This is a genomic window from Candidatus Pelagadaptatus aseana, from assembly GCF_040362265.1.
GTDB lineage: Bacteria > Pseudomonadota > Gammaproteobacteria > Pseudomonadales > Cellvibrionaceae > Pelagadaptatus > Pelagadaptatus aseana.
Genome location: NZ_BAABNJ010000004.1, coordinates 348,991 through 363,515 on the forward strand (window position 1 = coordinate 348,991; position 14,525 = coordinate 363,515).

The 14,525-nt window shown below is 49.5% G+C and carries 12 protein-coding genes; 9 read left to right on the forward strand and 3 right to left on the reverse strand.

Features of this window, described 5'->3' with window-relative positions; all coding sequences use genetic code 11:
* Positions 1-100 precede the first annotated feature (100 nt).
* Together ACPXV9_RS08200 and trmH are read left to right on the forward strand one after the other, a co-directional pair.
* A complete protein-coding gene (locus ACPXV9_RS08200; protein WP_423895964.1) occupies positions 101-2,311 on the forward strand; it encodes a malate synthase G in 2,211 nt (736 codons plus the stop codon).
* A gap of 500 nt (positions 2,312-2,811) precedes the next feature.
* Positions 2,812-3,501 (forward strand): tRNA (guanosine(18)-2'-O)-methyltransferase TrmH, encoded by a 690-nt coding sequence (gene trmH / locus ACPXV9_RS08205; protein ID WP_423895965.1) that lies wholly within the window; start codon positions 2,812-2,814, stop codon positions 3,499-3,501.
* A gap of 19 nt (positions 3,502-3,520) precedes the next feature.
* Here trmH and ACPXV9_RS08210 read toward each other — a convergent pair whose 3' ends face one another.
* On the reverse strand, positions 3,521-5,902 hold the full coding sequence (locus tag ACPXV9_RS08210; protein ID WP_423895966.1) for a Lon protease family protein: 2,382 nt from the start codon (positions 5,900-5,902) through the stop codon (positions 3,521-3,523).
* Between the two features lie 142 nt (positions 5,903-6,044).
* On the opposite strand from ACPXV9_RS08210, the gene ACPXV9_RS08215 reads away from it, so the two are divergent.
* The 7 genes from ACPXV9_RS08215 to ACPXV9_RS08245 all read left to right on the forward strand — a co-directional run bounded on the left by ACPXV9_RS08215 (position 6,045) and on the right by ACPXV9_RS08245 (position 12,314).
* Positions 6,045-6,620 carry a DUF6436 domain-containing protein gene (locus ACPXV9_RS08215; protein WP_423895967.1) on the forward strand — a complete coding sequence of 192 codons (576 nt, stop codon included), beginning with the start codon at positions 6,045-6,047 and terminating at the stop codon, positions 6,618-6,620.
* Positions 6,620-8,119, forward strand: coding sequence for a methyl-accepting chemotaxis protein (locus ACPXV9_RS08220; RefSeq protein WP_423895968.1), 1,500 nt, complete (start codon positions 6,620-6,622; stop codon positions 8,117-8,119). Before ACPXV9_RS08215 ends, ACPXV9_RS08220 begins: the two co-directional genes overlap by 1 nt.
* Positions 8,120-8,402: 283 nt before the next feature.
* Positions 8,403-9,983 (forward strand): methyl-accepting chemotaxis protein, encoded by a 1,581-nt coding sequence (locus tag ACPXV9_RS08225; RefSeq protein WP_423895969.1) that lies wholly within the window; start codon positions 8,403-8,405, stop codon positions 9,981-9,983.
* A gap of 111 nt (positions 9,984-10,094) precedes the next feature.
* Positions 10,095-11,114, forward strand: coding sequence for a nucleoid-associated protein (locus tag ACPXV9_RS08230; RefSeq protein WP_423895970.1), 1,020 nt, complete (start codon positions 10,095-10,097; stop codon positions 11,112-11,114).
* Positions 11,115-11,134: 20 nt separating this feature from the next.
* Positions 11,135-11,512 (forward strand): hypothetical protein, encoded by a 378-nt coding sequence (locus ACPXV9_RS08235; protein WP_423895971.1) that lies wholly within the window; start codon positions 11,135-11,137, stop codon positions 11,510-11,512.
* A gap of 16 nt (positions 11,513-11,528) precedes the next feature.
* Positions 11,529-11,678 carry a hypothetical protein gene (locus tag ACPXV9_RS08240; protein WP_423895972.1) on the forward strand — a complete coding sequence of 50 codons (150 nt, stop codon included), beginning with the start codon at positions 11,529-11,531 and terminating at the stop codon, positions 11,676-11,678.
* Positions 11,679-12,314 (forward strand): AsmA family protein, encoded by a 636-nt coding sequence (locus tag ACPXV9_RS08245; RefSeq protein WP_423895973.1) that lies wholly within the window; start codon positions 11,679-11,681, stop codon positions 12,312-12,314.
* A 1-nt stretch (position 12,315) separates the two neighbouring features.
* Here ACPXV9_RS08245 and ACPXV9_RS08250 read toward each other — a convergent pair whose 3' ends face one another.
* Entirely contained in the window at positions 12,316-12,702 is a 387-nt protein-coding gene (locus tag ACPXV9_RS08250) for a PilZ domain-containing protein (RefSeq protein WP_423895974.1), read from the reverse strand.
* Positions 12,699-14,504, reverse strand: a complete 1,806-nt coding sequence (locus tag ACPXV9_RS08255) for a DUF1631 family protein (protein ID WP_423895975.1) — start codon at positions 14,502-14,504, stop codon at positions 12,699-12,701. The genes ACPXV9_RS08250 and ACPXV9_RS08255 overlap by 4 nt, the downstream gene beginning before the upstream one ends.
* Positions 14,505-14,525: the final 21 nt, after the last annotated feature.

The following is a 14,525-nucleotide window of genomic DNA, read 5'->3' on the forward strand; positions in this document are numbered from 1 at the left end:
GTCGCTTGGCTACTATAGCTCGTTGAATCTACACCTTGGCAGCCGTTCGGTTGCCATTCTTTATACCTATGACCATTAAAGGTCTAAGCAGAGGCGAGTTATGACAAATCGTATCCAGAAAGGCGGACTTCAGATTTCCGAAGATCTCTACAACCTGGTAGAGAAAGACATTGCACCAGGTACTGGCGTCGATACTGAGCACTTCTGGGCTGAGTTTGAGAATATCCTCAACGATTTTGCACCAAAGAATAAGGCCCTGTTGGCCAAGCGTGACGAAATGCAGGCGCAAATCGATGAGTGGCACACCGCTCGTAAAGGTCAGGCGCACGATGCCGCTGCTTACAAAGCCTTCCTACAGGAAATCGGTTACCTGTTGCCAGAAGGCGAAGACTTTAAGGTTACTACTCAAAACGTTGATGTTGAGATTGCCGAGCAGGCCGGCCCTCAATTGGTTGTACCCGTTAAGAACGCCCGTTTTGCCCTGAATGCGGATAACGCTCGCTGGGGCAGCCTGTACGATGCCCTCTACGGTACCGATGTAATCTCTGAAGAAAACGGTCAGGAGAAAGGTACCGGTTACAACCCGGCTCGTGGCGCCAAGGTGATCGAGTTTGCTCGCAACCATCTGGACAATGCCGCGCCATTGGCTGCTGGTAGCCACAAAGATTCTGCCGGTTACAGCGTCGTTGATGGTGCTCTGGTTATTAAAATGGCTGACGGCTCCGAAACCGCTCTGGCTCAACCTGAGAAGTTTGTGGGTTACAACGGCGATGCCGCTAACCCAACGGCTGTTCTGGTTAAGAACAACGGCCTGCACATCGAAATTCAGATTGACGCCGACAGCCCCATCGGCAAGACCGATGCTGCTGGCGTTAAAGATCTGCTGGTGGAAGCCGCGGTAACCACCATTATGGACTGCGAAGACTCCGTTGCAGCGGTTGATGCCGAAGACAAGGTTGAGGTCTACAGCAACTGGTTGGGTCTGATGAAGGGTACTTTGGAAGAATCCTTCGAGAAGGGCGGCAAGGTGATGACCCGTTCCATGAACGCCGATCGCAACTATCTTCCAAGCGCTCACGCTATCGCCGCAGGCGCTGCCGCTGACGGTTCTGAGCTGACCCTGCACGGTCGCAGCCTGTTGTTCGTGCGTAACGTTGGCCACCTGATGACCAACGCCGCGATTATCGACAAAGACGGTAACGAAGTACCGGAAGGTATTATGGACGGCATGGTCACTGTTCTGGCCGCCATTCACGACCTGAAGGGTAATACCACTCGCAAGAATTCCCGTACCGGCAGTGTTTACATCGTGAAGCCGAAGATGCACGGTCCTGAAGAAGTTCAGTTTACCTGCGACCTGTTCTCCCGCATCGAAGATGCCCTGGGTCTGGCTCGCAACACGTTGAAAGTGGGCATCATGGACGAAGAGCGTCGCACCACGGTTAACCTCAAAGAGTGTATCCGTGTGGCTCAGGAACGTGTTGTGTTCATTAATACCGGCTTCCTGGATCGCACCGGTGACGAGATCCACACCTCCATGCTGGCCGGTCCTTTTGTACCTAAGTCTGTGATGAAGCAGCAGGCCTGGATCAACGCCTACGAAGACTGGAACGTTGATATCGGTATTGAGTGTGGTCTGCAGGGCAAGGCGCAAATTGGTAAAGGCATGTGGGCCATGCCAGACGAAATGGCGGCTATGATCGAGCAGAAGATTGGCCACCCGAAAGCCGGTGCCAACACCGCTTGGGTTCCTTCTCCAAATGGCGCTACTCTGCACAGCACCCACTACCATCAGGTAAGTGTTGTCGAGGTTCAGCAGGAGCTGGCCAAGCGCGGTCGCGCCAGCCTGGATGACATTCTGGCCATTCCTTTGCAGCAAGACGTGTCTGCTCTGGACGCTGACACCATCCAGAAAGAGCTGGATAACAACGCTCAGGGTATTCTGGGTTACGTGGTTCGCTGGATCGACAGTGGCGTGGGTTGCTCCAAGGTACCGGACATCAACAACGTTGGTCTGATGGAAGATCGCGCCACTCTGCGTATTTCTTCCCAGCATCTGGCTAACTGGCTGGAGCACGGTGTCTGCACCGAAGAGCAGGTGATGGAAGCCATGAAGCGTATGGCTGCAGTTGTAGACGGTCAGAACGCCGGTGATGCCAGCTACCGCAATATGGATGGTAACTTTGAAGACAGCGTAGCCTTTAAAGCGGCCTGTGATCTGGTGTTCAAAGGCAAGGAGCAGCCTTCCGGTTACACCGAGCCGTTGTTGCACGCTTACCGTATTGAAGCCAAAGCCAAATACGGGGCCTGAGCTAAAAGCTTAAGCCAACATCATCTGAGCATGGCCAGGTAGTACCTGGCTATGTTTGCAGAAACGATAGAGCCCGGTTTACCGGGCTTTATCGTTTCTGAAAGTGGTTGATTTAACTGTTCAAAAAAAGCATTATCTGGCCACTTTTTTGGCCGGATTCTTCATTGGATGAGTCTTCTGTTTGGGTGCCCGATTTAAGTTTGCGGCCTACATGGTTAAGGTCTCCTAACTTTTTATGCACAGCAGTGCAATCCCTGATGGTTTACTTTGGAAAAAATTCAATAAAATCCAGATTCACTTGTTGACATTTGTAAGTTATTGAAAAATAAGGATATTATTCCTTTGGTTAAAAAGTGTTCAGTTTGCTGAAAGTCCCCTTTTTTATGGTTCTGGGCGTTTAATCACACAACTACCCACTGACTTATCCACAGAATCTGTGGAAAACGATAATGGATCCCTGATTTGTTATTGCGAAATGATGTATGACGGATATTCCCCTTATGACCCCTGAACGATTTGCCACCATTAAGAGCGTTTTGTCGAATCGCCAACCAGATTTGACTGTTATCACCGATGAAGTGCACAAGGGCCGAAATCTTTCCGCGATAGTTCGAACCTGTGATGCGGTTGGTATTGGTGAATTTCATTGCGTGGTCCCCAAAAAAGGCTACCGGCCTTATAGGGGAACAGCGCTGGGAAGTCACAAATGGGTCGAAACCAGACATCATGATTCTGTAGAAGAGGGTGTGGCGCAATTGAAGCAGAAGGGGTTCCGTATTGTAGCGGCCAATCTGTCTGATAAGGCCGTTGCCTACCACCAGGTGGACTACACCCAGCCCACAGCCATTCTGATGGGGACCGAAAAAGAGGGCGTCAGTGATGCCGCACTGGCTTTATGTGATCAGGAGGTGATCATACCCATGTGTGGCATGGTCGAGTCTTATAATGTGTCAGTGGCGTGCGCCATCATTTTGGTGGAGGCACAGCGCCAAAGGCAATTGGCCAATATGTATGGGCAGCGTCGAATCAGTGATGCCGAGTATGAAGAAACGCTGTTTCGCTGGTGCCAACCCATGATCGCTGAATATTGTCAGGAGCGCGGGCTGGCATACCCGGAACTGGACGATGAAGGTGATTTGAAGAATCCCTCACAGTGGTATGCCAAGGTAAGAACTGAAAACCCCGCATAAAGCCAGCCGGGGATTTTGTCTACTCGCTGCTGAGTCGAGCCAGTTTTTTCAATTGCTCTGTTGCAAGACCATGGATACTGTTTTTGGGGTAGCCCTGGTTTGCATGGCTGCCCGCATCTTTTCCTGTTAACAGCTCAAGTGCTTGATCTATGGTGGTAACAACATAGATATGAAAACGACCACTTCTGACATCCTCGATGACTTCCTGGTTGAGCATCAGGTTAATGGCGTTGGTCTTTGGTAGAATCACACCCTGTTCACCGGTAAGGCCTCTTTCAAGGCAAAGGCGGTGAAAGCCTTCAATCTTTTCATTGATACCACCGACTGACTGGACCTCACCAAACTGATTGATCGAACCCGTTACCGCAAGCCCCTGATCAAGAGGCAATCGGGTGATGGCTGAAATCAGCGCGCAAGCTTCAGCCAATGAGGCACTGTCACCGTCTACCAGACCATAAGATTGTTCCAGAGCAATATTGGCAGACAACGATAACTGGAAGTCCTGACCGTATTTGTGTCCGAGAAAACCTGTTAAGAGCAATACCCCTTTGGAGTGAATGGCTCGACCCAGATCCACTTCCCGTTCGATGTCTGTGACCCCATCTTTGCCAGCATAAGCGGTTGCCGTAATGCGCGCCGGGTTGCCAAAACTGCTGTCGCCCACGGCCAAAACGGTCAAGCCGTTGATTTGGCCAACGGCCTGGCCATCCGTACTGATCAGAATTTGGCGCTCTTTGATTTCATCGAGCATCAGTTCGCTCATGCGACCGGTTCTGGCACGTTTGGCGCTGATTGCTGCAGCGACGTGCTCGGCATCTATGGTTTCACTGTCCTGACTTTGACGCCATAAATAGCAGGCCTCATCCAAAAGCTCATTCCACAATTGGATATTAGCGGTTAAGCGCCTCTGGTGTTCCGAGTGACGCATGGCGGCAACCGCCAGTGCAGCAATGGCTTCATTGCTGATGGGAGGGTAATCCAGTCGCTTACCTCTCTCCCGAATCAGATTGGCAAAAGCGTTGAGGGTACTAGGGCTGTCATCGAGATAGTGATCAAAGTCAGCCAGAATTCTGAACAGCTCGGTAAATTCAGGATCGTATTCCTGTAAGGCGTAATAAATATCCCGGGTACCAAGCAGGACAACTTTAACATCGAGGGCGATACGTTCTGGTTGTAATCCAAAGGTGCCATTGGGCGCCGATTCAGCCAGTGGGTGTTCTATTTGAATTTCTCGGGTTTTAAGTGCCAGTTTAAGGTGCGACCAGATGTGGGGTTGGCTCAATAATTTTTCTGCATCCAGCATCAGATAGCCGCCATTGGCACGATGCAGTGCGCCGGGCCGGATCATCCGATAGTTGGTTTGTAAAACGCCCTGAGACACCGAGTAGTCGACCACGCCAAACAAATTCTGAAAGGTGGGATTTTGTTCGTACACCACCGGCGCACCGCGGGTGTGGTCGCGGCTCTCCAGCAGATTGGGCTGAAACAGGGCGATCAGCTGTTCTCTTTGTTTGCGCTCATCGGCTGTTTCGTTGTCGTCCACCAATAGGATGTCGAGGATGGCATCGGCAATATGGTCTTTGACCAGTTTCAGGTATTTCTGGATGCCCAGATTGCTGGGGTATTCGTGACTGATCTCTTTCAGCAGGGGGCGAACCGCTTGTTCAACGGTTTCGTATTTGAGTTTGCGCATTTCCTCGGAAGATTCCCGTTTCCAGGAAGGCAGTTCAAGCAGTTGTTCCGAGAGCTTTTCTTCCAGGTGGGCAAGTAACTGGTAGAAATAATTGCGTTGATCTTCACCAAGTGCCGCAAATTGTGCGTCGTCAATGGCCTTGCCGTCGAGCAGAGGGGTAAAGGTAATGGCTCCTTCTTCTTCGTAGAGGCCAACACTGTTTTGCAGGGCTTCCTGTTCAACCTGGGTAATTGCCTGTTCATAGCGTTGGGTAAAATGGCGATCAATGGCTTTCTTTTTGCGTTGATAGCCGGGGTTGTCAAAGGTTTCGGGAAACAGCACAAGCAGGTCATCAATAAAACGATCAATTCGCTCGATCAATTTTTTGCCTTCTCCCGGTTCCAGATAAAGTGCCGTGGGCATATGAGGGTTATCAAAATTATTCAGATAGCACCATTCATAGCCTGGAGGGTGTTTAGGGCTGTGCTGCTTGAGCATTTGCTGAACCAGAGTGCGTCGCCCGGAACCCCGTTCTCCCACCACAAAAATATTAAAGCCATCGATGTCCATGGCCAGACCAAAGTCGAGCGCTGTTTTGGCCCGTTCATGGCCAATGATTCGCAGGTCATCGCTTTGGTCGTCGTCGCCTTTTTCATCTAATGAGGTGGCGTCTACGTAAGAGGTCAGGTGATCGGGAGATAGAGCGAGAAGGGATCTTTCCTGGGGCATTGTCTATCCTTGTTATATGGCTTGATAACTAACTGTGCCTGAGAACGGTTGTGACTTTGACGTCTCGGTGGCTCAGAGCTCTAAAGTAGGGTTCCGTTTAGCCGATAGTTCAGATTAGGTTCTTTTTATAGTGAATTGAATCATGACGATGACACAAACTGACAAAATTAACAAAAAGAAGCAGCTATTAAGTACGTTTATTGTCATCGTATGGGTAATCGCGACTGTCTTTGCGTTTTGGTGGTTTCAGTTTCGCTATCTGGGTAGTTACGAAAATCACTGGGTCAGTTATCAAGGTGAGCATCTGGTGCTCGACACCAAATTGAACGACCTTGAGAGGCCTTTGGTTGTCCATTTTGTGGATCCCGAATGCCCTTGCAGTCGCTTCGCTCGACCTCACATAGCCGATTTGGAGAGCCAGTTTTCCTCTCTAATACATTTCTCTGATGGCATGGAACATCTTTCATTTGTCAGTGATGAGGTGGCTCGGACCTTCGAGGTGCCTGTCAGTCCGTCTGTTGCTATCTGGAGCGCCAGCGGGGATTTGGCTTATTTAGGTCCATACAGCAGCGGCGCAGTATGTGGTGAGGGCACAGATTTTGTCGCCAGTGTATTGGCGTCGCTTGCCGATGGTCACAACCCGCAGTGGTTGAACCATGAGGCTGTGGGTTGTTTTTGCCCGTGGCAGATCAATAAGAAACGAGGGAGTCAGGTTTGATGAATAATGAATCACCCATGCAAAAACACTACCGGGACGCAGACCGCGTCATGTATTTTGTCAATTTGGGATTGATTGTATACAGCTTGGGATTGGCTTCCTGGTTTGATACCTGGACTGAGTCCATTGTTATTTGTCTGCTCACCGGCATAACTCTAACGGCAGTCTATAAATTGTCGCCGGGTACGGCGATCAGTCGCTCTGTGATGGCAGCCGCTTTTATGGTGATGACAGCACTGCATATCCACCAAGCGCATGGGATGATTGAGTTGCATTTTGGTGTGTTTGTGTTGCTCGCGATTCTGCTGTACTACCGCGATTGGTTGCCGATCCTCGTGGCGGCCGGGGTGATCGCAGTACATCATTTCAGTTTTTATTATTTCCAGCTCTCTGGCAGTTCGGTTTGGATCTTGAGAAGTACCGAAAATGGTTGGTGGGTTATCTTTTTGCACGCTGCCTATGTGGTGGTAGAAAGCAGTATTTTGTTGCTGCTGTCGTTGAAGCTGAAAAAGGATGCCATTCAATCCATTGAAATTATGTCTTTAACTGATCATATCATTGGTGAGGAATGCATTGATCTGACCCATCGATCTTCAGCGGCCACGCCATTGTTGTGTCGTTTTGATGATTACACAGAAGAAGTTGCCAAGCTGGCTGAACGTGTTACTGATACCTCAGAAGATCTGAATCAGCGTGGTGAAGCTTTGGCAAATGTGACCGAGGGCTTGAGACAGCTGAGTGAAACCCAGCAAAAAGAAACGGATATGATCGCAACCGCGGTTGAAGAAATGTCTGCGGCCATTGTTGAGGTGTCCAGAAACGCCGAAGAAGCCGCTGATTCAGCCAATGAAATTGACATCAACGCCCAGGAATCGAAAAGTGTTGGCCAGAAAACCCAAAATTCTGTGGCTCAATTAGCGGGTGAGGTAAATCGTGCGGCGGAAACCATGGCGACTCTGAATCAACAGAGTAATGATATTGGTACCGTACTTGATGTGATCAGAGGCATTGCCGAGCAAACCAACCTGCTGGCTCTCAATGCGGCCATCGAAGCGGCTCGGGCTGGTGAGCAGGGTAGAGGCTTCGCAGTTGTAGCTGATGAAGTCAGAACGCTGGCACAACGCACACAGCAATCCACCGAAGAAATTAATCAGATGATTGAAAAGCTGCAACTTGGCAGTAAATCGGCTGTTGAGGCGATTGAGTCAAGCCGCAGTCATGCCGATCGTTGTGTTGAAAATACCAAAGAATCATTGGTTCTTATGGAGCAGGTTAGTGGCTCCATCGAAGAGATCAATAAAAAGAGCTCGATGATTGCAACGGCCGCCGGTGAGCAGACCGGTGTTATCGATGAAATAAGTCGCAATGTGAATAATATCCTCAATGCCAGTAATCAAGCGGCGGAGGATTCGGTGATGGCCTCTGATTCTGGTCAAGAGTTACTCAGCATGGCCACAGGCCTGCGCCAGCTGACCAGTCGTTTCAAAGTGTCTACATAGAGAACAACTATTGAGGAGGGTGTGCAGTGTCTGCGCACCCTCCCTTGAATGCCTCTCCTCAATACCTCCCTTAACAATGTATTTCCTTAGTCATTCTCCTCAATGTGTTTGGGAGGGCATAACTCTGCCATTCTTTGATCTCCTTAAAAAAAGTAGGTAATAAAACTAATTAATTAAAAGACTTGGCCGTTATAATTAAAAGTTTGGTTGATAACTCAGCGAGGAATCTGTGCGAGAAATACTGTGTCGTTATTCGGTGGCGGTTCGCTTATGGGCGACGGTTTTGGCAGCACTCTTTGCCGTTGGCAGTATGAGTGGTGTGGCTTTGGTGAATCTGTATTTCGAGTTGATTGAGTCTCGAACCCATGAAGCCAGGCATCTGGTTGAGGTAGCCCAAGGTATCACCGATGAATTTATCCGTATGGAGCGAAACGGCGAATTAGATCGTGATCAGGCTCAGCAAAAGGCGTTGGAAGGACTAAAGGCATTACGCTACGGCTCGGGCAATTACTTTTTTGTACTGGATCGAAGCCAGAACATCGTTATGCACCCCATCAAGCCCGAGTTGGAAGGCAGTAATGGCGGTACGGTTAAAGATCAGGACGGTGTGTATCTGTTTCGGGAAATGGTGTCGGTAGCAGCAAAACAGGGAGAGGGCAGCGTTGCCTATCTGTGGCCAAAGGTCGGTCACGAGCAACCCGTCAAGAAAATTGCATACGTACAAGCGTCTAAGGACTGGGGATGGATTCTGGGAACCGGTGTCTATCTGGATGATGTCATGGATACTTTTATGGAGAACGCCCTGTTTCAATTCTGGCTGATGTTGGTTGTGGCTGCCCTGACTGTCATGACGTATATCTTTATTATTCGCAGTATTGCCCAGCCATTGAAGGCCGTTGCGGGTGCCATCAATCAGGTCAAGGACAGCGGCGATTTGACTCTGCGCGCCCAGCCAGTAGGTAATGACGAAATGGCCGAAATTGGTCGTGACTTTAACGCCATGTTGGACAGTTTTCAGAAAATTACCGCCAATACCAGCCATTCCTCCACGCGGGTGCTGTCTGCAACGGAGGAAATGCAGAGCATTGCAGAAAGCACTCGCGAGGGTATGGACTTGCAACAGGCCGAAATCGATCAGGCAGCTACCGCCATGAATGAAATGGCGGCTACCGTTCTCGAAGTCGCGCAAAATGTTGCCAATACGGCACAGGCGGCTGCCAAGGCCAACAGTGAAGCTGGCGAAGGTATGGCGTTACTTGAAGTTGCTATTGAAGCCATCAATGGTCTGGCCGGTGAGGTTCAGCGTGCGGCGGATGTTATTCAGCAATTGGGTGACGTCAGTGAGCGTATTGGCGATGTTACCAGTGTGATCAATGGTATTGCCGAGCAGACTAATTTGTTGGCGTTGAATGCGGCCATTGAGGCGGCCCGGGCTGGTGAGCAGGGGCGTGGTTTTGCCGTGGTGGCCGATGAGGTCCGTGCTCTGGCACAGAGGACCAAAGAATCCACAGAGATGATTCAAGGAATGATTGAGGAATTACAGGGTTATTCTCAGGATGCTGTTCAGGTTATGGCTCAGGGTAAAGAATACGCCGATCGAACGGTGCATCAGGCCCAGAAAGCGGGTGATGCGCTTAAGGAAATTACCAGCGATGTGTCGATCATTAATGACATGAGTACCCAGATCGCCAGTGCCTCAGAAGAACAGTCTGCGGTAGCAGAAGAAATCAACCAGAATATTACCACCGTCAGTCATCACGCCAGCCAGACCACAGAAAACAGCCACAACCTGACCAGTGCAGCTGCAGAGCTGACTACGCTGGCTCACGAGCTGCAACATAGTGCATCGCAATTTAAAGTCTGAATCAACAGCGGCCTTACAAGTAACTTAACCGGCTTGTAAGGCTCCTAATCCTTAGCGTTTTTCGTTAATCTATGGCTCTTTTTTGCTGATGATAATCCCTGAGAGTTGTGGATGCCGATTACCGAATGTGTCGTGCACGAATTGAGTCGTGCAAATTCTGAAACCCCAATAAAACTGAGCTGCCCCGATGAATCTCTGTCAATTACCGGGGGCCTTCAGGAATTGGTGGGTGAGCTCAAGCAGGCCTATGTTGGCAAAGCCGGAAAGCAGTACGGTGCATTTGATCAGGATCTCTCTGTTAGCGTTGTATCCCAGTGGCTGCGAGAGTGTCTTGAGCAGAAAATGGCCTTCACCTCTTTTGCCAAACGGGCGTCCGAGCACTTCAAATCCCTGCTGGAAAACAGTGATGTAGTGATGGATGGCCATTTGCTGTACGTCATCGAAGAACTGGCTGATGGCTTAGTCTTCTCGGTTTTCTTTGTGCGTCACAACGAGGGTTACTTTATCAATCACGATCTCGGCCTGGATATATCACGCTTTCTCGATGTGAAAGGGGTTATGCTGGGTGGTCGGGTGGCAGTCAGTGAATGGCAGTCCGAACAGGGGGGGTCGGGTTACCTGTCGGTATTGCGCGCTCGGGGCGATAAGGATTTTACCGATCTGTTCTGGCAGTGGCTTGGGTTTTCTGATCAGCGTGATATTGCCGCAGAGACCAATCAGTTTTTGCAGGCAGTAACCCAGTATTCTGAAACCTTGGATGAAGATGCCGGACAACAGTGTCGCCACGCAGTAATCGATTATTGTCTTGAACAGGATAAGCGTGGAGAGCCTGTGGTTATTCGCGATCTTTCGCGCCAGTTGAATGAAGATCAGCCGGAAAAATTCGAGCGCTTTATTGCCAGTGAAACTCCTGAGCCGGTGGTTGATCTGATCCCTGAGCGTAGGCAGATCAAGCAGTTTCTGCGCATCAGTGGCCGCAATGATCGGCTCAGCATGAGCTTCGATGTGGAGTGCCTTGGCGACAGTATTGTTTATGATCAGGGCAGTGACAGTCTGACCGTGAAAAATTTACCGGCTCCACTAAAATTAAAGCTGATGAAGTATCTGCAAAAAGGCCATGCAGATGATTAAAACTGTAAAGGAAGTAGTATATGAATAAAGTAATTGGCGTCATTCTGGTGGTTGCCGTAGGGGTGCTGGGCTGGATGTTGTATCAGACTCAGCAGCAGCTGGCATCATCGCAACAACAGGTGCAGCTGCTTGAGGAGTCTTTGACTGTTACCCAGAATGAGGTGGGACGTTTACAAGAGCAGGTGGCACAACTGGATCGCAGCTCCATTCAGGGGTTGGTAAGGGAAGCCAATGATGCAATTCTTGACGGTTGGGAAGCTATGGTGAAAACCGTTGAGGAAGAAGTTAAGCGGGCCCGAGAAACCATGGAGCAGTCAATGCCAGCGTCCCCTCCTGCGGAACAACCCACTGAACCGGAGCCAACACTGGAATCTCCAGATGGTACGGATAGAACTTAATAAAGGACTTTAGAGCATGAAAGTATTGAAAGTAATTGGCGGTTTAATTGCGTTGGCGTTGGTGGTAATTGCGCTGGTGGTATTTATCGGGCTGCAGAACATCAATGGCATTGTAAAAACTGCCGTTGAAACCGTGGGCCCGGATGTCACAGGCACAGCGGTTTAGTTGGCAGAAGTTGATATTCAGATCACCAATGGTCGAGGTGAATTAAAGGGGCTGACGGTAGCAAATCCTCAGGGGTTCAGTAATGCCAATGCTTTTGAACTCGGCAATATTGCGCTTCAGGTTGATCCGGGCAGCCTTACCGAAGAGGTCATAGTGATCGATGAGATTACGATATCTGGTGCACGTCTGCTGGCAGAAATGAAAGGGATGGGTCAAACCAACCTACAGGCCTTGCTGGATAATGTTCAGGGCGATGGTTCGGGTGCAAAGGATGCCTCGGCGTCAGCCAAGACTGATTCTTCGGCGGCACCCGAAGTCAAACTGGCCGTCAAAAGCTTCACTTTCAGTGACAGTGTTGTTGAATTGGCAACCGAGGAGTGGGGGGATCGAACCATCAAACTGCCCGCCATCAAGGTCAATGATATCGGTTCCAAGGATGCTGGCCTGACACCTGAGCAGTTAGCTGAAGCCATGATTCAGCCGGTTTTGAAATCTGCTGAGAGCAGTGTTAAAAAAGATTTGGAAGCATTGGCTCGTGACAAAGCCGAGGAAAAACTCAAAGAAAAGTTGAACGAAAAGCTGGGTGATGAAAAAGCCAATCAGTTAAATCAACTCAAATCCCTGTTTGGCAAATAATCTAATTTTCTATATTCATCAGCCTCTGGGAGATGTCCATTTTCCAATCTCCCAGCCGGCTGTCACTGTCGTCCAGAACTGCCAGACCCACGTGGTAGTTACTGCTGTCTTCATTGAAGCGACACCAGCGTACCTGAACTGTCAGAGGAATTCTGTCTCGCTTGTCAAAAAATTGAATTGCAGCCTGATAGATGGACTGAACCGGAAGCGGCTGGTCGGTGGTTATTTGCAGACCGTTGGCGGAAAGATCGACGCTTGAGCTTATCTGAATCTCGGCCGGATCACCCTCAGGGGATTCAGCAATCAGCTCGATAAAAACTGTTGCAGAATCTTTCAGTCGATACTCCTGTCGGTGCTCTGTCTTATTGTTATTATTGGGCGGGTTCATAGGCTTTTCTGATCTCTGGGTTTACGCAGTCCCTGAACAATTTTTTCAAGGCGATTGTCGAAATTTTCTCCGCCACGGATAATATCCAGTCGATTGGCGATCATCAAATCAAGTAATTCCTCAAGAGACTTTTCGCTAACGGGCTGGCCAAGTCGATCGGTAAATATATAACGGCCTGTGCTGGCCAGTTTTACCGAGAGTTTGAGCTTTTCAATATTGCCATCACGGTCATGAAATCCAAGCCAGGCCCCTACATGTAACGCTTTAATCTGATTGGTGTAGTGTTCCAGTTGGTCGTTTGACACTTCACTGCGACGTTTTAATTCCTGCTCGCGGGCCAGTTTTTCTGCTTCTTCACGCTGTTTGATTTGCTGCGCTTCGAGCTGTGCTTTTTCGGCCGCTTGCAGTTTGGCTGTCTCAACCTTATCCAGCTCTAGTTTTCGGGCCTTCAGGTTTTCACGATGTTGCAGTTCCAGCGATTTAAGGGCTTCAAAGAGTGCCTGCTTAAACAGATTGTGGCGACGAATCGGCAGACAGTCTTTGGTGGCAAGTTGCAGACTGAACTCTTCAAAATTACTTTCAAAGACTTTTTTGGCGTGGCAATTAACAAAGATGAGAGTGTCCTGATCTGATGCTTTGATCAGTAATTTCGCTCTGAGCCCTTGAAGGGTGACGGTGTTGAAAACAAACCATTGCTGTTCTTCAAAATCATCATTTTGTATGGCAGCACTTTGTTTCAATGGGGTCGAATTTTGCTCCTCAATAGTCGCGGTATAAAGCTCAACAGGTTGTGGCGTACCCTGAATCAAACCGATTAAGCTATCGGACAGTTCGCTCAAAAACTTTTCATATTTTTGGGGGTCAGCCAGCTCTTCGTAATAACTCTGATCCAAATCTTCAACCACAGGCAGGATTACCTGCATCTTTTTCTGTCGGTCATCCGTGTCGGAAGTTTCTTTGAATATCCATGAAAACAGGTGCAACAGCTTTTGCCACTTGGCCCAAGTCGGGTGTTTGTCACCTTCATGAACCACCAGATACTGAAGGTCAGCAATCAATTCAAGGCGGATAAAAAGCAATACATTCGCTGGCAGAGGCTTGTTGTTGAGTTTACGGTTAATCCAGCGGCTGACCAGCTGCTGCATTTTCTGGGTTTGCGGATCGCTGAGTGTCGATTCCCGGAGGCGTTGCTCCAGAATTTCGGTTCTGGCAAGAGTGGCATCATCAATGGCCTCAAGCGCCAGAGATTGTTGTTTCCAGGCTTCATTGGATTGGGTGTCAAAATCCGGCAATTTGTTAACAAGGACCTGAAGCTGTTTGAGTAGGGCTTTACCGGTTCTGCCACCCGCAGGTTCCCAAATGCTGGCGGCCTGGAACAATTGCTCTGTAAATTGGCGAACAGGGTGGTTGCTGTCGACAATGGCCTCAGTGCGCTTACTCAGTGACAGCAAGATGAGCAGAGCGAGTTTGCGAAGTAGGGGCTCAATCAGCGGATGAAACCGGTAAGCGCCGTATAATTTTCCGATCAATGTTTCACAGAATATCAGTGCCGTCGGACTGTCGGTTTTATAGGGGCTCCAGTCTGTCAAATTTGCTTCGAAACTGGCAGCCAGAAATCCATTCTCAGAAGGCGATGTAGCCAGATCCAGATCCGGTATCAATTGGATCAGTTGATCCAGCGGGTATTCGGTTCGATAACTCGGCGAAGCGCTGTCCTGCTGGGCAACTTCCCTGAAACTTTGGGTCAGGCTTTTGTAGTCGCCCTCCAGAATCTGTTTCAGGGGCAGAAGAGGTTTTGCCATGTGTTGGTGATACTTTGTGTC